Annotated in this window: 17 protein-coding genes; 15 read left to right on the top strand and 2 right to left on the bottom strand. The window is 61.5% G+C overall.

Annotation, left to right across the window (positions count from 1 at the left end; genetic code table 11):
* Window positions 1-69: 69 nt before the first annotated feature.
* Entirely contained in the window at window positions 70-3,357 is a 3,288-nt protein-coding gene (gene rne / locus JH15_RS02625; protein WP_043526731.1) for a ribonuclease E, read from the bottom strand.
* A gap of 592 nt (window positions 3,358-3,949) precedes the next feature.
* Between rne and JH15_RS02620 the strand changes: the two genes are divergently transcribed.
* The 3 genes from JH15_RS02620 to sppA are packed head-to-tail and all read left to right on the top strand — an operon-like array spanning window position 3,950 to window position 6,725.
* The gene (locus JH15_RS02620; RefSeq protein WP_043526729.1) at window positions 3,950-4,894 is read left to right on the top strand and encodes an RluA family pseudouridine synthase; all 945 of its coding nucleotides are present in this window, start codon (window positions 3,950-3,952) and stop codon (window positions 4,892-4,894) included.
* A gap of 21 nt (window positions 4,895-4,915) precedes the next feature.
* A complete protein-coding gene (locus JH15_RS02615; RefSeq protein ID WP_052383862.1) occupies window positions 4,916-5,599 on the top strand; it encodes an HAD family hydrolase in 684 nt (227 codons plus the stop codon).
* A complete protein-coding gene (gene sppA / locus JH15_RS02610) occupies window positions 5,592-6,725 on the top strand; it encodes a signal peptide peptidase SppA (RefSeq protein WP_043526726.1) in 1,134 nt (377 codons plus the stop codon). The genes JH15_RS02615 and sppA overlap by 8 nt, the downstream gene beginning before the upstream one ends.
* Here the strand turns inward: sppA and JH15_RS02605 are convergent.
* Window positions 6,719-7,309, bottom strand: a complete 591-nt coding sequence (locus JH15_RS02605) for a Maf family protein (protein ID WP_043526724.1) — start codon at window positions 7,307-7,309, stop codon at window positions 6,719-6,721. The genes sppA and JH15_RS02605 overlap by 7 nt on opposite strands.
* A 157-nt stretch (window positions 7,310-7,466) precedes the next feature.
* On the opposite strand from JH15_RS02605, the gene JH15_RS02600 reads away from it, so the two are divergent.
* The 12 genes from JH15_RS02600 to JH15_RS02545 all read left to right on the top strand — a co-directional run bounded on the left by JH15_RS02600 (window position 7,467) and on the right by JH15_RS02545 (window position 16,763).
* Window positions 7,467-7,994, top strand: a complete 528-nt coding sequence (locus tag JH15_RS02600; protein WP_043526722.1) for a YceD family protein — start codon at window positions 7,467-7,469, stop codon at window positions 7,992-7,994.
* Between the two features lie 29 nt (window positions 7,995-8,023).
* Window positions 8,024-8,194 (top strand): 50S ribosomal protein L32, encoded by a 171-nt coding sequence (gene rpmF / locus JH15_RS02595; RefSeq protein ID WP_043526720.1) that lies wholly within the window; start codon window positions 8,024-8,026, stop codon window positions 8,192-8,194.
* A gap of 41 nt (window positions 8,195-8,235) precedes the next feature.
* Window positions 8,236-9,300 carry a phosphate acyltransferase PlsX gene (gene plsX / locus JH15_RS02590; RefSeq protein WP_081948838.1) on the top strand — a complete coding sequence of 355 codons (1,065 nt, stop codon included), beginning with the start codon at window positions 8,236-8,238 and terminating at the stop codon, window positions 9,298-9,300.
* A gap of 5 nt (window positions 9,301-9,305) precedes the next feature.
* On the top strand, window positions 9,306-10,268 hold the full coding sequence (gene fabD, locus JH15_RS02585) for an ACP S-malonyltransferase (protein ID WP_043526717.1): 963 nt from the start codon (window positions 9,306-9,308) through the stop codon (window positions 10,266-10,268).
* Between the two features lie 43 nt (window positions 10,269-10,311).
* Window positions 10,312-11,055, top strand: coding sequence for a 3-oxoacyl-ACP reductase FabG (fabG, locus tag JH15_RS02580; RefSeq protein ID WP_043526714.1), 744 nt, complete (start codon window positions 10,312-10,314; stop codon window positions 11,053-11,055).
* A 103-nt stretch (window positions 11,056-11,158) separates the two neighbouring features.
* Window positions 11,159-11,392 carry an acyl carrier protein gene (acpP, locus tag JH15_RS02575; protein WP_016414620.1) on the top strand — a complete coding sequence of 78 codons (234 nt, stop codon included), beginning with the start codon at window positions 11,159-11,161 and terminating at the stop codon, window positions 11,390-11,392.
* 226 nt (window positions 11,393-11,618) lie between these two features.
* Window positions 11,619-12,857: a beta-ketoacyl-ACP synthase II gene (gene fabF, locus JH15_RS02570; protein ID WP_043526709.1), complete on the top strand. Its 1,239-nt coding sequence runs from the start codon at window positions 11,619-11,621 to the stop codon at window positions 12,855-12,857.
* Between the two features lie 15 nt (window positions 12,858-12,872).
* A complete protein-coding gene (gene pabC / locus JH15_RS02565) occupies window positions 12,873-13,685 on the top strand; it encodes an aminodeoxychorismate lyase (RefSeq protein ID WP_043526707.1) in 813 nt (270 codons plus the stop codon).
* Window positions 13,686-13,711: 26 nt separating this feature from the next.
* Window positions 13,712-14,713, top strand: coding sequence for an endolytic transglycosylase MltG (mltG, locus tag JH15_RS02560; RefSeq protein ID WP_197053264.1), 1,002 nt, complete (start codon window positions 13,712-13,714; stop codon window positions 14,711-14,713).
* A 19-nt stretch (window positions 14,714-14,732) separates the two neighbouring features.
* Complete coding sequence (gene tmk / locus JH15_RS02555) at window positions 14,733-15,380, top strand: dTMP kinase (RefSeq protein ID WP_043526704.1); 648 nt, start codon at window positions 14,733-14,735, stop codon at window positions 15,378-15,380.
* Window positions 15,377-16,378 carry a DNA polymerase III subunit delta' gene (locus JH15_RS02550; RefSeq protein WP_043526702.1) on the top strand — a complete coding sequence of 334 codons (1,002 nt, stop codon included), beginning with the start codon at window positions 15,377-15,379 and terminating at the stop codon, window positions 16,376-16,378. Before tmk ends, JH15_RS02550 begins: the two co-directional genes overlap by 4 nt.
* Before the next feature lie 49 nt (window positions 16,379-16,427).
* On the top strand, window positions 16,428-16,763 hold the full coding sequence (locus JH15_RS02545; RefSeq protein WP_043526699.1) for a PilZ domain-containing protein: 336 nt from the start codon (window positions 16,428-16,430) through the stop codon (window positions 16,761-16,763).
* Window positions 16,764-16,770 lie beyond the last annotated feature (7 nt).

Below are 16,770 nucleotides of genomic sequence, written 5' to 3'. Positions count from 1 at the left end.
AAAGCGCCCATCGAAGGATGGGCGCTTTAGTTGTGCACGCCCTTGGCTGGCCAAGGGCGGGTTGTGAGCTTACTTGTTCTCTTCAGCGCTGGCCTGATGCTGTTCGCGGCGGCGAATTTCGCGCGGATCGTTATGCGCACGGCGACGGCGGCGGGTGGCGGCCTGATCCGACGCCTTTTCAGCCTCGGTCTCGCTGTCCGATCCCGCTACCGTCTCCTGTGCCGATTCGCTGCTCTGGCCGTCATTGGCTGTGCTCTCTGAGCTAGCCTCTGATGCAGCCGGTTGCCGCTCAGGTTGAACGTCCGATGCGTCGGTAACCTGGTCAGCCGCCGTTTCCACTGGGCTTTCTGAAGGAGCCGGTGTGCTCGTTTCGTCGGTGACTTCATGAGTGCGTGCTGAGGCCGGGGGCGTCGGCTGCGCTTTCTCACTGGGCTCGACTTCGCTGGGTGCGACCTGTCCTGCAGGCTGTTCCTGGGCCTCGTTCGGCGTTTCGCTGAGCTTGGCTTGGGTGTCAGCAGCCTCGGTGGCGACTGTCTCTGTTTGGCTCGGCTGATTCTGATCCTCGGGTGCCTGGCCTTGCGTACTGTCGGCACGCTCGGTGCGCTTGGCGCTTTCGCTATCATCGGCCACATGCGCCTGTTCTGAGCCAGATTGCTGACTCGCTTCGGCTGTTTTGCCGGGTGCGCTCTGCTCCACATCGCCATTTTTACGATTGCCGCGCTTGCGGTCACCGGAGCGGGGCTTGGCAGGTTTGGCATTACCGTGTGAAGTTGACGACTGTTCTGCCTGAGCCTCGGTCTTGGGCGCATCAGTGGCCGGCTTATCCGCCTCGGGTGCCTGGGCTGCCTTCGTTGGCTCGGTGCCGGTCTGGTCCGTTGCCTTGTCATCAGCGCCGGTCACTTCCTGGTTCGCCAGCGAGGTGTCGGCGTCCTGTGCCGCTTGCGACACGTCGCGTTGGGCGGGAGCATTGGCAGTTTCCTGCTTGGCAGTTGCAGACTCGTTGGCCTGGCTCGAAGCCGCTTCGGTGCCAGCTGGGGCCGCGTCGCTCATGCCAGTCGCTGCTGCCTGGACCGCCTCTTGCTGCAAGCGTTCCTGCTCGGCCTTGGCTTGCGGGTTCAAAGCATGCTTGCGTGAGCGCTGCCGCGGGTTGTTGCGGGTACGCTTGGGCTTGCCGTCGGTGGCCGGCTTATCGGCATCGGTGGGCTTGGCGGCCTCTGCTGCCTTGTCCGCCTGCTGGCGCGATTCGGGGCTGCGCTGTTCGTCGGCATTGCGTGAGCGGCCTCGCGCAGGGCGGCCTTCGCCCTGATTGCGACGCCCGTTATCGGTACGCGCGTCGGATTTGCTCTCGCTAGCTTTGCCTTCGCTGGACTTGGTATCGCCGGGCTTGCTTTCGTTCGCCTTGCTTTCGGAGGACTTGTTCTCGGAGGACTTGCTATCGCTGCGAGAGCTGTCCTGGCGCTTGTTGCGTGACTGGCGGGTATCGTCACGCGACTCGCCGGAACGGCTGCGGCGCTGGCTGCCATTGCGACCGTTCCGGTTGTCGCTCTCCTGAGCGCGGCCGGAGGCCGGTTGTGGCGTAGATTCCTTATTGTCGCTGGCGGGGGAGCCACGTTCTTCGGTGCCGCCCAGCAGCTTGGCAATACCCTTGACCAGCCGGGACAGCGTGCCTCCGCTTTGGGGAGCCGCAGCGGGGGAGACAGCTTGCTTGGGGGCTTGCTGAGGCGCAGGCTCCTGCTTTAGCGACTCGGGCGCGGGGGCATTGTGCACGACGCTCTTGACGGCTGCCTCGGCTCGCTGGACAGGCTTTGCCAATGCCGGATCGGGTTCCTTGCCGATCTCGGTTTCAGTCGAGAGTTCGTAGCTCGACTTTTCTGTTTCGTCCTCTTCGAGGTGGTCTTCCCGCAAGCGCTGCACGTCATAATGCGGGGTATCCATCTCGGGGCTTGGCAAGACGATCAGCTTGACGCCTTGACGGCGCTCGATCTCGGCGAGCATGGCGCGCTTTTCATTGAGCAGGTACGTCGCCACGGAGACAGGCAGTATCGCGCGGATCTGCGCGCTGCGCTCCTTCATGGCTTCTTCCTCGATGAGGCGCATCACCGACAGCGACAAGGAGCGGACATCGCGAATGGTGCCCTGGCCCACACAGCGTGGGCAGACCACGCCGCTGGTTTCGCCCAGCGAGGGACGCAGGCGCTGGCGCGACATCTCCATCAGGCCGAAGCGAGAGATACGCCCGATCTGCACCCGTGCGCGGTCGAGCTTGAGTGCATCGCGTACGCGGTTTTCCACCTCGCGCTGATTGCGCGCCGGGCTCATGTCGATGAAATCGATGACCACCAGGCCGCCGATATCGCGCAGACGCAGTTGGCGTGCGATTTCGTCAGCGGCTTCGAGGTTGGTCTGCAGCGCGGTCTCTTCGATATCGCTGCCGCGCGTGGCGCGAGCGGAGTTGATATCGATCGACACCAACGCCTCGGTGTGGTCGATGACGATCGAGCCACCGGAAGGCAACTTCACCTCACGCTGATAGGCCGTCTCGATCTGCGACTCGATCTGGAAACGCGAGAAGAGCGGTACCTCGTCGGAATACAGCTTGATCTTCTGCTGATACGAGGGCATGACCTGACGTATGAAACCCAGGGCTTCCTGATGGACCTCGGGACTGTCGATCAGCACCTCGCCAATGTCCTGGCGCAGGTAATCGCGCATTGCGCGGATGATGACATTGGATTCACGGTAGATCAGGAAGGGGGCCGGACGCTTGCCAGCTTCATCGGTGATCGAGTCCCAGACCTGCATCAGGTAGTCGAGATCCCACTGGAGCTCTTCCGGGCTACGGCCGATGCCGGCGGTGCGTACGATCACGCCCATTTTGTCCGGCAGGGTCAGGTTGCCCATGGCTTCCTTGAGCTGGGCGCGCTCTTCGCCTTCGATACGGCGTGAGATGCCCCCGGCACGCGGGTTGTTGGGCATCAAAACCAGGAAGCGACCGGCCAGGCTGATGAAGGTGGTCAGGGCGGCGCCCTTGTTGCCGCGCTCTTCCTTGTCGACCTGAATGATGACTTCCTGGCCTTCCTTGAGCACTTCCTTGATGTTCGGTCGACCGTTGGGCTCCTTGACGAAATACTCGCGCGAGATTTCCTTGAGCGGCAGGAAGCCGTGACGATCTGCGCCGAAGTCCACGAAAGCAGCTTCGAGGGAGGGTTCTACACGAGTGATCTTGCCGCGATAAATATTGGCTTTCTTCTGTTCACGGGCCCCGGATTCGATATCCAGGTCGTAAAGGCGTTGTCCATCGACCAGCGCAACCCGAAGCTCTTCTGGCTGGGTTGCATTGATGAGCATCCGTTTCATGTTGTCTCGCTAACTGAATCTCGCCGGAGGGGCGGCAGTACGCGTCGACGAAGGCGAACCTCTGGTGCTGCGTGCTTGTGCTCAGCGCATGTCGCGGATGCGGTTGCGCCCGGACCGGATCGTGCGGTGGTGCCGCGAGGATCCGGTCAAGATCATGTTGAGTACGTGGCGGCGGCAGGACATGTTTCGGTGGACGCTGTGTTGTCCCCCCGGCCCTACGGACGACCGCCAGACACCTGGCATTCATCGATTCGCCAACGCCGGCCTCCGGCACGGTGTCTAATACCCCGTGGCCTGCAGGCCGTCCGGAATCGTGTGGGATCGGCCCGGGGTCCGGGCGTGGCGTTATTACATTGCGTCTAACATTCTTTGAACTACTTACTTGCTACTGGCTGCATGGCATTGCATGTCTTGTCAGCCTGATTCGTCACTCTGGCCCGCGTGTCAGCGGTGCGGGCGCGTCGTCCGGGCAATCGGTGCCCATTTGAGCGAGTCAGAAATATACCAGTATTGCGGGTTAGCAGCAATTGGCGCAGAAGTGGTCACTCTGCGGTAGAATGCGGCTTTTGTCGCATGTGGAAGGGGGAAGTTCATGGCCGAAGGACGCGACGTCCAGTGGATCGAGGTCACCGAAGGGCAAGTCGGCCAGCGTATCGACAATTTCCTCCGCACGCGCTTGAAAGGAGCGCCAAAGACCTTGATCTATCGCATCGTCCGCAAGGGCGAGGTGCGGGTCAACAAGAAGCGAGTCAAGGTCGATTATCGGCTCGTTGCCGGGGATATGGTGCGTGTCCCGCCTCTGCGACTCGCCCCGGAAGAGGCCGTGCGTGAGGTCAGCGACAATTTGCGAAATCTACTGGCGGGCAGTGTCCTGGTCGAGGGGCCGGAGTGGCTTGTCATCAACAAGCCTTCGGGACTGGCGGTGCATGGCGGCAGCGGGGTCAAGATCGGGCTGATCGAGGCATTGCGACAGGTACGTGAGGATCTCGACTTTCTCGAATTGGTTCATCGGCTCGATCGGGATACGTCCGGGTGCCTGCTGCTTGCCAAGACTCGCCCAGCCTTGCTGACCCTCAATGAAGCCTTGATGAAACGTCAGATGAACAAGCAGTACCTGGCGCTCGTGGCGGGTCGCTGGCCGGCGCGTCGTGATTATGTCAGCGCGCGTCTCGATCGCTTCGAGGCGGGCAACGGCGAGCGCCGCGTCCGTGTCGATCCGGCCGGCAAGGTGTCCCGCACCCAGTTCGCGGTGCGCGAAACCTTCGAGGGCGTGACATTGATCGAAGCGGAACCCATTACCGGCCGCACCCATCAGATCCGGGTCCACGCCGCCCACGCCGGGCATCCGCTTCTTGGCGATGACAAGTACGGAAGCCGCGAAGGAGGGCGACTCGCCGAGCGAATCGGTCTCGAACGCTTGTTCCTGCATGCCTCGGCACTGACTTTTCCGGAGCCGCGGAGCGGGCGTCCCGTGCATATCAAGGCTCCCCTTGGCGATGAACTCGAACGTGTTCTGGTGCGAGCGCGCCAGGCCTAGATGGACAGGATGAGATAACGAATGCGTTACCGACTGGTAATCTTCGATTGGGATGGCACCCTGATGGACTCCGAGGCGCGCATTGTCCAATGCATGCAAGCGGCCGGGCGGGAGGTCGGCCTTGGGGAGCTCGGCCGGGAGCAGGTGCGCGATATCATCGGTCTGGGGTTGCCCGAGGCCATCGATCGGCTATGTCCTGGGATATCCGAGACTCAGTCCAGGCAGTTGCGTGAGTGCTACTCTCGCCATTTCGTGGCAGCGGACCGGACCCCGATGCGCTTCTTCCCCGGTGTCGAGGCAGGCATTCAGCGCCTGCGCCGTAATCCGCTCCAGCGGCTTGCCGTGGCTACAGGCAAGAGTCGTCGCGGTCTGGATAGAGCATTTTCGTCCAACGGTAGCGGTGCCTGGTTTCATGCCAGCCGTACGGCCGACGAAACCCGCTCCAAGCCGCATCCGCAAATGCTTGCGGAACTGCTTGAAGAGCTCGACATCGAGGCTGCCGAAGCGCTGATGGTCGGCGATACCGAATACGATCTTGAGATGGCAAAGGCGCTTGGCATGGATCGCGCGGCTGTCACGTATGGCGTGCATTCCGTGGATCGCCTGATGCGCAGTCAGCCGGCCTGTGTGGCCGAACGGTTCGACGATCTCATCGACTGGCTGCATGATGCGGATAAACCTAGCGAGCAGAAAGCCCATGAGTGACGATAAGCGACAGGACGACCCTCGTTCCCCTGGTCCCGGTGAAAACGCCCGTGAATCGGACAAGTGGACACAGGGACCCGAGTTGAGCCCCGATGAAGCCAGGCGCGAGCGAGAGGCCCGGGCGGCAGGTCGCCCCCAAGCCCCCGCCGGCGATGATGCCGAGACCCTGCGCGAACGTCAGCGGCTGGCACAATTGGAAATGATGGATCGCTGGATCGACGGGGTGCTCGTCGAGCAGCGACGATCCCGCCGCTGGAAACTATTCTTTCGTTTCCTGATGGCGGCACTGCTCCTTTCGCTGCTGGCTACCAGCATTTACAGCATCTATACCGCCACGGCCACACCGGCCTCCACCTCGCCCCACTTGGGTGTCGTCGAGGTCAATGGCGTCATCGATAGCGAGTCGCCCGCCAATGCCGAGCGAATTATCCGTGGGCTGGGGCGGGCCTGGGAAAGCGAGACGGCCGCTGCCGTCGTATTGCACATTAATAGCCCAGGGGGTAGCCCGGTACAATCGCAAAGAATCTACCAGGAAATCATGCGCCTGCGGGAGCAAGGCGACAAGCCGATCATTGCCGTGGTCGAGGATCTGGGCGCGAGCGGGGCGTACTATATCGCCTCAGCCGCCGATGAAATCGTATCTGCACCGGCCAGCATGGTGGGCTCGATCGGCGTGATTTTCGCTAGCTTCGGCCTGGAGGATGCCATCGGGCGCTTCGGCGTCGAGCGGCGAATCTTCACTGCGGGGGAAAACAAGGCTTTCCTCGATCCATTCTCGGAAATCAGCCCTGATCAGCAGGCATTCTGGCAGGATGTGCTCGACACCACGCACCGGCAGTTCACCGACGATGTCCGTGCCGGGCGTGGCGATCGTCTTTCCGCGGATGACGAGCAATTGTTTTCCGGCTTGATCTGGACGGGTGAGCAGGCCCTCGAGCTGGGCTTGGTCGACCGACTGGGAAGCCTGAATGGCCTGGCTCGCGAGATGCTGGAAGAGCCTCGTCTACGCGATTACACGCCGCAGCTCGACCCCTTTGAGCGATTCTCGCGTCGGTTCGGACGCATGGCGGCGGAATGGCTCGGCATACCCTCCAGTCAAACCCCTCTTCGCTATCAGCTTTATTGAGTGTCGCCGAGTGGGTCCAGGCCGGCGTCACGCAGCATCTGACATAGCCGGATCAGAGGGAGACCGATCAGGGTATTGGGGTCGTCTCCCTCCAGCTTGTCGAATAGCGTGATGCCGAGGCCTTCCATGCGAAAGCTGCCGGCACTATCCAGAGGTTGCTCGCGGGCCACGTAGTTGGTTATTTCACGGTCGCTGAGCCGGCGAAAGACCACATCGTACTGTTCATGACAGACCGTATGCATGCCCTGGGCGGTATCTAGCAGGGCCAGACCAGTCAGAAAGTGGACGCGTTGCCCCGAGAAGCGAGTCAGCGTCTCCCTGGCCTTGGCCTCGCTTCCCGGCTTGCCAAGAATTTCACCCTCGAATACGGCGACTTGATCCGAGCCGATGATCAAGTGGGAAGGGTAGTCCTGTGCCAGCCGGCTGGCCTTGCTCAGGGCCAGGCGGTGTATCAAGGCTTCCGGCGATTCATCGGGACGCGGTGTTTCATCGATGTCGGGGCTGGCGCAGACATAGGGCAGGCCTAGGCGATCCAGCAATTGACGTCGCCAACGTGAGCTCGAAGCGAGTACCAGGGCTGACATGGGCGTTTTCCTCCTTGATGAACGAGTACCGTCAGGTGGTGACGTCAGCGAGTCTGCCTCGCGCTCCATGGCCTTGTACAGTCAAGGTGTAAAACCCGCGACAAGGCGTCATCCGTGCTTTGACAGAGGGTTGGCGAGTGCCTATCATTGCGCGCCTATGATGACCACACGACTCCCATTACAGGTCGAGCCTTACCGGCTCGCCGCGCAGCGCGAAAGGCTCGAGGGCCTCGTGCCTCTCGACGCCTTCGAGCGGCTGGCTCTAGAGGCCGGGCCGCAGCAGGGCGATTGCCGCGTTCGACTCGACTTCGACATCGATAGCCAGGGCCGACGTGTCATAGAGGGGTGGCTCGAGACAGAGGCTCAATTGCCCTGTCGACGATGTCTGGAACCGATGCCGGTGGCGATCGAAAGTCGCTTCCTGTTGGGGTTGGTCACCCACGATTCACTGGCGGCAGAATTGCCAAGCACGCACGAGCCGGTGTTGGTGGAAAACGAACAGCTGAACCTTCTGACCTTGCTCGAGGATGAACTCATCCTTAGCTTGCCTCAGGTGGTTTACCACGACGAGGCGCACTGCGCTGTCTCTCGCGACCAGCTGACCAGTGGCGAGGACGCCGAAACATCGGCTGAACCCGCTGCGAGTCCCTTCGAGGTGTTGCGCCACCTCAAGGGCAAATCCTGAATAGTCGATTCACTCTGGAGTGATCTCTCATGGCAGTTCAACAGAACCGCAAGACCCGTTCCAAGCGCGGCATGCGCCGTAGCCACGATGCCCTTTCTGCCCCGACCCTGTCCCAGGACAAGGAAACCGGCACCACGCATCGTCGCCATCACGTGGCAGCCGATGGGTTCTATCGCGGCCGTAAGGTCATCGACGTTTGAGTCGATGATGGCTTCGGCGACGCTCGATAGCTGACGCTCCCGTGCGACTCGCCATTGATGCGATGGGCGGGGACTTCGGTCCCCGCGCAACCGTTATGGGTGCAGCCCAGGCATTGCAGGTCCATCCATCGCTCGAGGTTCGACTGTTCGGTCGTCGTGTCGACATGGAGGAGGTGCTTGCTCATCTCCCGTCACGTTTTACGTCCGTTCTCTCTCGCCTCTCCCTCGCAGACTCCCCCACGATCATTGCTGAAGACATGAAGCCCTCGAGCGCTCTTCGTGCGCCGCGTGATTCAAGTCTTGCGATGATGCTTGAATGCGTAGTCGCGGGCGAGGCCGATGCAGCGGTGAGTGCTGGCAACACCGGGGCGCTGATGGCGTTGTCGCGACAGGCCCTGGGCACCGTGGCCGACATACCGCGTCCCGCGATCAGTACGGCCATACCTACGCGAGCTGGAGGACGGTGCTATCTCCTCGATCTCGGAGCCAATGTCGAGGCCAGTGCCGAGCGCCTGGTCGACTTTGCCTTGATGGGAGACGTCATGGCGCGTGAGGTGGATGGCGTCGTGCGGCCCCGGGTCGCCCTGCTCAATGTCGGCGTCGAGGGAACCAAGGGCACGGCCAGCGTGCGTCAGGCCGATGCCTGGCTACGCGATCTGGACGACCTGGGTTATCTCGGTTTCGTCGAGGGGGATGGCGTATTCTCCGGCGAGGTGGATGTCGTCGTCTGCGATGGCTTTGTCGGCAATGCCGTGCTCAAGGCCAGTGAAGGCTTGGCACGCATGCTGATCGAACGAGTTCAGCAGACGTTCGAAGCCCACTGGACCAGTCGTCTCGTTGGGCTATTGGCGCAACCGGCGCTGCGTCGCCTCAAGGGGCAGCTCGATCCGGTGCGCTACAATGGAGCTAGCCTGTTAGGGCTTGGCGGTATCGTGGTGAAAAGCCATGGTGGTGCTGACGCTACCGGTTTCGCTCATGCGGTTTCTCGTGCAGTGCTCGAAGTCGAACAGGCGCTGCCGGCACGGCTAGCCTGTGAGCTTGCCAAGCGGCGGCCGGCCATTCCCTACCGGATGGCCCGAGCCGATAGGACGCAAATAGAAAGGTGAAAGTCATGACTCAATCCCTGGCCCTGGTCTTTCCGGGACAGGGCTCCCAGCATGTTGGAATGATGCGGGAGCTTGCCGAACGCTACAGCGTGGTGCGTACGACCTTCGAGGAGGCCTCGGACGCCCTCGGCTACGACCTGTGGAACGTAGTGCAGGAGGGGCCTGAGGACGCGCTGAATGCGACCGCCTGTACCCAGCCTGCCTTATTGACGTCCAGCGTTGCTATCTGGCGTGTCTGGCAGGAACTGGAGGGGCCACGTCCACTGGCCATGGCTGGGCATAGTCTCGGCGAGTACAGTGCCATGGTCTGTGCCGGAGTAATGAGCTTTGCCGAGGGGGTTCGTCTCGTTCGCTTGCGTGGTGAGGCGATGCAGGCAGCCGTTCCGGCAGGCCAGGGCGCGATGGCAGCCATATTGGGGTTGGATGATGCTGCGGTCGAGAGCGCCTGTTCCGACGCTGTCCCGGATGGCTCGTCTGAGGTGGTGGCTGCCGTCAACTACAATGCGCCCGGGCAGGTCGTGATTGCCGGTAGCAAAGCTGCCGTGGATCGTGCCATCGCGCGTTGCCAGGAAGCGGGTGCGAAACGGGCATTGCCGCTGCCCGTCTCGGTGCCTTCGCACTGCGAACTGATGCGTCCTGCAGCGGATCGCCTGGCGAGTGCCATGCAGGAGATCGACATTCGTCCGCCGCGCTACACGGTCGTCCAGAATGTCGACGCTCAGGCCCATGCGGATGTCGAAACGCTGCGCCTACGCCTGCTCGAGCAGCTATATCGGCCGGTTCGCTGGACATCCTGCATCGAAACCATGCAGGGTCTTGGGGCGGAAGTATTCATTGAGTGTGGTCCGGGTAAGGTGCTCACCGGACTCAACAAGCGCATTGCAAAAGGCAGCAAGGGCCTGGCCATCAATGATCCGGAGAGCCTGTCTGCCGCACTCGAACTGGCGCGGGACACGGCCAGCCAATAGGGCTTCAGGCCTGATAACGATCTAGACGGATTCGGGATGGATTATGACTAGTGAGCGTAGAGTGGCTCTGGTGACCGGTGCGAGCCGGGGAATCGGTCGTGCGATAGCGCATGAGCTGGCACGTCAGGGACGTATCGTGATCGGAACGGCGACGACGGCTCAAGGGGCCGAAAAAATCGATGCCGACCTCAAGGATCACGACTTCGAGGGGGCTGGTCGTCAGCTTGACGTGACCGATCAGGCGAGCGTCGATGCTCTGCTCAAGGCCATCGGCGAAGCGTTCGACGCACCGACCATTCTGGTCAACAATGCAGGCATCACCCGCGACAATCTGTTGATGCGCATGAAGGAAGAGGAGTGGGATTCCGTCCTCGATACCAATCTCAAGTCCGTCTATCGTGTGTCCAAGGCTTGTCTACGCGGCATGACCAAGGCACGCTTTGGCCGAATCGTCAGTATCAGTTCGGTAGTGGCGACCATGGGCAACCTTGGACAAAGCAACTATGCTGCGGCCAAGGCGGGTATGGAAGGGTTCTCTCGCGCTCTGGCGCGTGAAGTGGCGTCTCGCAATATCACGGTCAATTCCGTGGCGCCTGGCTTCATTGCCACGGACATGACGCATGCACTGCCCGAGGCGCAGCATGAGGCTCTTCTGGCGCAGATCCCGCTGTCCCGGCTGGGCCAGCCCGAAGAGATTGCTGCTGCCGTCGGGTTTTTGACCAGCGATGGGGCGAGCTACATTACGGGTGAAACCCTGCAGGTCAATGGCGGCATGAATATGCGCTGACGGCTCGGTCGAGGCTTGTATTGCATCGGCTTGGGGCGGTCTATAAACTACCCCGCAGCATTTTTTGGCTTGCGGATTTCGTACGACTAGGAGTGACGACATAATGAGCACCATCGAAGAGCGCGTGAAGAAGGTTGTGGCCGAGCGTCTGAACGTCAAGGAAGAGGACATCCAGAACACTTCTTCCTTCACCGAGGACCTCGGCGCGGATTCCCTGGATACCGTCGAGCTGGTGATGGCGCTTGAAGAGGAATTCGATACCGAAATCCCTGATGAAGAAGCCGAGAAGATCACCACCGTTCAGGAAGCGATCGACTACGTCAACGCGCATCAGTAAGTCGTGACGTCACGTTCGCATCCCTAGCGAGACGCATCGTCGCCATAGAGCGCTCGCCGCGAGAGCCGTCCTGGTAACAGGGCGGCTCTCGCTTTTTATGGAGCGCGCGAGGCAATACATGACATGACTGGGCACACGTACCGGTTTGATAAGGTATAATGCGCCAAAACGCGGCAGCTTCCGTTGAGTGGAAGGGCATGCCAAGAGTAAGTCGGGAGGAGTACTGATGCCTCGTAAAAGGGTCGTGGTGACCGGGCTCGGATTGGTAACGCCGGTCGGCAACACCGTCAAAGAAAGCTGGGACAATATCCTGGCAGGCAAGAGCGGTATCGCCGCCATCGAGCACTTCGATACCACCGGGTTCAACACCCGCTTCGGGGGATCGGTAAAAGGGTTCGATATCAGCCCTTACCTTAATCCCAAGGATGCACGGAAGATGGATCTGTTCATCCAGTACGGTATTGCAGCCGGTGCGCAGGCGATGCAGGACTCGGGGTTGGAATGCACCGAGGAGAACGCGCATCGCATCGGTGTGGCGATCGGTTCGGGTATCGGCGGGCTGCCGATGATCGAACATAATCATCACGTCATGCTTAAAGGCGGCGCTCGGCGGATCTCGCCTTTCTTCGTGCCTGGCTCGATCATCAACATGATCTCGGGAAACCTGGCGATCCAGCATGGTTTCAAGGGTCCCAATATCGCTATCACTACCGCGTGCACCACGGGCACCCACAATATCGGTTACAGCGCTCGTACGATCGCCTATGGCGACGCCGACGTGATGTTGTGCGGTGGGGCCGAGATGGCTACCACGCCGCTGGGACTGGGGGGCTTCTCGGCCGCACGTGCCTTGTCAACGCGCAACGACGATCCCGCTGCCGCGAGCCGCCCCTGGGATCGCGATCGCGACGGGTTCGTACTGTCGGACGGGGCCGGTGTGCTGGTATTGGAAGAGTACGAGCATGCCAAGCGTCGTGGTGCGACTATCTATGCCGAGCTGACCGGCTTTGGCATGAGCGATGATGCCTACCACATGACAGCGCCGCCCGAGGATGGCAGTGGGGCAGCCTTGGCCATGGAAAACGCCATTCGGGATGCTGAGATCGACGCCTCTCAGGTGCATTATATCAATGCCCATGGCACGTCTACCGCAGCCGGTGATCTGGCCGAGACCCGAGCCATCAAACGGGTGCTTGGCGACGCTGCCAATCACGTTGCGGTCAGCTCGACCAAATCGATGATAGGCCACCTGCTGGGTGCTGCGGGTGCCGTTGAAGCCGTGTTCAGTATCTTGGCCATTCGAGATCAGGTCGCGCCGCCGACGATCAATCTGGATAATCCCCAGGAGGGATGCGATCTCGATTACGTGCCGCATGCGGCACGTGAGATGAAGATCGACGTCGCTCTGTCGAATTCGTTCGGCTTCGGTGGCACCAACGGTTCGCTGATCTTCAAGCGAGTGTGAACGGCGACACGCAACATGGCCCATGACACGGCAGTACCCTTCGACGATCGGGGGCTCGCCTACGGCGATGGCGTGTTCGAGACCGTGCTCGTTCGCGACGGGGTGCCCCTGCTCTGGGAGCATCACCTGGCGCGTCTGACACGAGGCTGCCATCGCCTGGGAATTACCCTGCCAACCCCGGAGGCGCTCAACGCGCCTTTCGCTCACGCGGAACGGGGGTTGGCCGTGCTCAAGCTCATCGTGACGCGGGGGAGTGGTGGGCGTGGCTATGCCCTGCCGGAAGCGCCGGAGTGCCGGTTGCGCTGGCGGATTGTGCCGTTCACACCCAATACCTCCGCCTGGCATGGGGGTGTCCGGATTCGTCATTGCGCCCTGCGCCTTTCCCGTCAGCCCGCCTTGGCGGGGCTCAAGCACCTCAATCGTCTGGAAAATGTCCTGGCGCGGGCGGAGTGGACCGATGACCGCGTTGAGGAAGGGCTGCTGTGTGACGAGAAGGGCTGGATTGTCGAGGCTACAAGCATGAATCTGTTCTGGCAGCGCGAGGGCCGCCTGGAAACGCCTTCGCTCACCGCCTGCGGTGTGGCGGGAACGCTAAGGGCCGCGTTGCGCAAAGAGCTTGCTATCGATGAAGTCGAGAGAGGGCCTGAGGCGCTGTCTCTAAGCGAAGCCTTATGGGTTGGCAATTCCGTGCAAGGCTTATGGCCGGTAACCCGGCTCGACGACACCCAGGGTAACGTTGTGGCGACCTGGTCACTTTCGCCTAGCCATAGACGCTTTCAGAATGTCGGCCAGCGGCTTCTGGGCTACCCGGCACTGCCACTGATTTGAAGAATGCAGTGTATGAGAGGTGAAGAATGCGCGTGGTAAAAGGCTTGCTTCTGGTGGCGCTGCTGTTGGGCGCTACCGCCTTCGGTGCCTATAAATATTGGGACAGTCGCCTGACGGCCCCGGTAGCGCTGGACGAACCCATGCTCTATGAGGTGCCTCGTGGGGCAGGCTATCATCGCGTGATTGCCGAATTGGCCGAGCAGAACGTGATCGAGGATCCCTGGGCGTTTCGGCTGATGTCGCGTCTCGAACCCGACACTGTGCCGCAGCTTCGTGCCGGCGAGTACCGGATAACACCCGGGATGACGGGGCGGGAACTCGTCGCATTGCTGGGTAGCAATGAGATCGTCACGTATCCGTTGACCTTTCCCGAAGGCTGGACCTTTCGCCAGATGCGTGACCATCTCGCCAACGCCCCCAAGCTGGAGCAGCGGGCCACCGACATGAGCGGTGACGAAATCATGGCTGAGCTGGGCCGCGAAGGGATGCATCCCGAAGGCTGGTTTTTCCCCGACACGTATCGCTATCACAAGGGAATGAGCGACTGGGATATCCTTCAGCAGGCCTATCGGCGCATGGTATCTCAGCTTGAAGAAGTCTGGGCCCAGCGCGACGATGATCTTCCCTTCGATACGCCCTACGAAGCGCTCATCATGGCCTCGCTGATCGAGCGGGAGACAGGAGCCCCGGAAGAGCGGCGTGAAATTGCCGGAGTCTTCAAGCGTCGCCTGGAAAGCGGCATGCGCCTGCAGACCGATCCCACCGTGATCTACGGGATGGGAGAGCGATACGAGGGCAACATAACACGAGCCGATTTACGGGAATCGACGCCATACAATACGTATACCATTGATGGACTACCGCCGACCCCGATAGCCATGCCTGGAAGAGCCGCGCTCGAGGCAGCGGTCAACCCCGCGTCCGGCGATACCCTGTATTTCGTCTCGAAGGGGGATGGTACGCACCATTTCTCACGTACGCTGCGCGAGCACAATAACGCAGTCAACCGCTACATTCGTAATCGATGAACGCATCGTCGGGAGCCTCATGACCAGTCGAGGACGCTTCATTACGCTGGAGGGCGGCGAGGGAGTGGGCAAGAGTACCAACCTCGCCTGGGTGTGCGACTGGCTCGAAAGCAGGGACATCGACATCGTTCGCACCCGGGAGCCGGGCGGTACGCCGCGTGCCGAGGCCATCCGTGAGCTTCTTCTCGATCCTTCTTCGTCGGAACCGCTGGACGACGATGCCGAGCTGCTGCTGGTGTTTGCGGCCCGAGCCCAACACTTGTCGCAAGTGATCCGGCCCGCCTTGGCTCGTGGGGCATGGGTCGTTTGCGATCGCTTCACGGACGCCACCTTTGCCTACCAGGGAGGCGGCCGCGGTCTGAATACCGCACGCATTGCTTCCCTCGAGTCTCTGGTACAGCGAGGACTGACACCTGACCTGACACTATTGCTCGATATGCCGGTTGAGGAAGCTCAAGCCCGGCTCGAGGGACGTTTGAGCGAGCAGGGCGGTCAGCGCGATCGCTTCGAGCAGGAGCGATCGGCTTTCTTCGAGCGCGTTCGGGAAGCCTATCTTGCCCGAGCCACTCAAGATTCCTCACGTATCCGCGTGGTAGATGCCTCGCGTGCGCTGTCCGAAGTACGGAGCGAGCTCGAGAAGCATCTCGATAGGTTGTTGAACTCATGAGTACTGCTGGCTCCGTCCCGTATCAGCCCTACCCCTGGCAGCAATCTCTCTGGGATACGCTGGTGTCGCTGCAGGACGAGGGGCGTCTTCCCCACGCGCTCCTGCTGTCCGGGCCGCAGGGACTCGGGAAGCAGACCTTGGCCGATGCCCTGGTATCGCGCACCCTTTGCCAGGCGCCTGGGCCGGTAGCCTGCGGGCATTGCCATAGCTGCGCCATGTTGGCCGCCGGTTACCATCCCGATCTGATGCGTATCAGTCCCACCGAAAAGAGCCGCCAGATTCGTATCGACCCGATCCGGGAGGTCAATACCTTCGTCTCGCAGACCGCGCAGCAGGGCGGCTATCGTGTGATCGTCCTCAAGCCGGCGGAGGCCATGAACGTTGCCGCGTCGAATGCCTTGCTGAAGAGTCTCGAAGAGCCCGGGGATCGTACCCTGTTCATTTTGCTTGCCGATACCCCATCGCGGATGCTGCCGACCATTCGTTCCCGATGCCAGCACTGGAGCCTGGCTGTACCCAGCGAGCCGGCGAGCCTGCCTTGGCTTACCCAGAAATTGGGAGACGGCCAGGAGGGTGCCTTCTGGCTGCGGGTCGCCGGTGGCCGGCCCCTGTTGGCCGTGGACATGGCGGGTGCCGAGGCACGAGGGCTCCGTCAGGAGCTGCACGAATTATTCGATGCCCTGGTGCGTGGCGCTGAGCCGGTCGCCGAGGCGTCACGCCTGACCCGGCATCCCGTCGAGCAGGTCCTGTGGTACGGTATCGCCTGGCTGGAAGATCTGATACGCCTGGGGTTGTCGGGAGACAGCCGGCAGGTGCGTAACACCGATCTACTGCCCCTGTACCGTCAGGCAATCAAGAATGCACGGGTTCGCGACTGGTTCCGTTTGCTCGACTATGCCAGGGAACAGCGGCGATTATTGGCCATTGGGGGCAACCCCAACCCCCAGTTGGTCTTGGAAGCATGGCTGGTTCGTTGGTCGGCCCTGCTGCGTTCATAGCAGTATATTGTCTCGACCCCCATAAGACCGATAGCCCAGGAGGCGTGGCATGGTAGGACAGAAAGCCCTGTCGTTGACCATACAGGACATCCCCACCCTGTTATCAGCCTATATGCCCTCGCTGGAGCGCGGCGGTATCTTCGTTCCCACCAAGGAGCGCTACCCCTTGGGCCAGGAGGTGTTCCTGCTGCTGACCCTGCCCGGCGAGAGTGAACGGATGCCGGTGACGGGACATGTTGTCTGGGTTTCACCCCCCGGTGTGTCCGGTCGCCGTAGGCCGGGTATCGGCATACACTTTCGTGCCGAGGATCAGATCGTGCGCGACCGGATCGAGACATTGCTGGCCGGCCAGCTCGACAAGGGCGCACCCACCTACACGCTGTAAGGTAAGC

The organism is Litchfieldella xinjiangensis (assembly GCF_000759345.1).
Classification (GTDB): domain Bacteria; phylum Pseudomonadota; class Gammaproteobacteria; order Pseudomonadales; family Halomonadaceae; genus Litchfieldella_A; species Litchfieldella_A xinjiangensis.
Note: the sequence above shows the minus strand (reverse complement) of the source record. Positions and strands in the feature narration are given on the sequence as shown.

Coding starts and splice junctions, on each gene's coding strand:
- rne (WP_043526731.1), bottom strand. CDS start 3,357: ATGAAACGGATGCTCATCAATGCAACCCAGCCAGAAGAGCTTCGGGTT.
- JH15_RS02620 (WP_043526729.1), top strand. CDS start 3,950: ATGGCCGAAGGACGCGACGTCCAGTGGATCGAGGTCACCGAAGGGCAA.
- JH15_RS02615 (WP_052383862.1), top strand. CDS start 4,916: ATGCGTTACCGACTGGTAATCTTCGATTGGGATGGCACCCTGATGGAC.
- sppA (WP_043526726.1), top strand. CDS start 5,592: ATGAGTGACGATAAGCGACAGGACGACCCTCGTTCCCCTGGTCCCGGT.
- JH15_RS02605 (WP_043526724.1), bottom strand. CDS start 7,309: ATGTCAGCCCTGGTACTCGCTTCGAGCTCACGTTGGCGACGTCAATTG.
- JH15_RS02600 (WP_043526722.1), top strand. CDS start 7,467: ATGATGACCACACGACTCCCATTACAGGTCGAGCCTTACCGGCTCGCC.
- rpmF (WP_043526720.1), top strand. CDS start 8,024: ATGGCAGTTCAACAGAACCGCAAGACCCGTTCCAAGCGCGGCATGCGC.
- fabD (WP_043526717.1), top strand. CDS start 9,306: ATGACTCAATCCCTGGCCCTGGTCTTTCCGGGACAGGGCTCCCAGCAT.
- fabG (WP_043526714.1), top strand. CDS start 10,312: ATGACTAGTGAGCGTAGAGTGGCTCTGGTGACCGGTGCGAGCCGGGGA.
- acpP (WP_016414620.1), top strand. CDS start 11,159: ATGAGCACCATCGAAGAGCGCGTGAAGAAGGTTGTGGCCGAGCGTCTG.
- fabF (WP_043526709.1), top strand. CDS start 11,619: ATGCCTCGTAAAAGGGTCGTGGTGACCGGGCTCGGATTGGTAACGCCG.
- pabC (WP_043526707.1), top strand. CDS start 12,873: ATGGCCCATGACACGGCAGTACCCTTCGACGATCGGGGGCTCGCCTAC.
- mltG (WP_197053264.1), top strand. CDS start 13,712: ATGCGCGTGGTAAAAGGCTTGCTTCTGGTGGCGCTGCTGTTGGGCGCT.
- tmk (WP_043526704.1), top strand. CDS start 14,733: ATGACCAGTCGAGGACGCTTCATTACGCTGGAGGGCGGCGAGGGAGTG.
- JH15_RS02550 (WP_043526702.1), top strand. CDS start 15,377: ATGAGTACTGCTGGCTCCGTCCCGTATCAGCCCTACCCCTGGCAGCAA.
- JH15_RS02545 (WP_043526699.1), top strand. CDS start 16,428: ATGGTAGGACAGAAAGCCCTGTCGTTGACCATACAGGACATCCCCACC.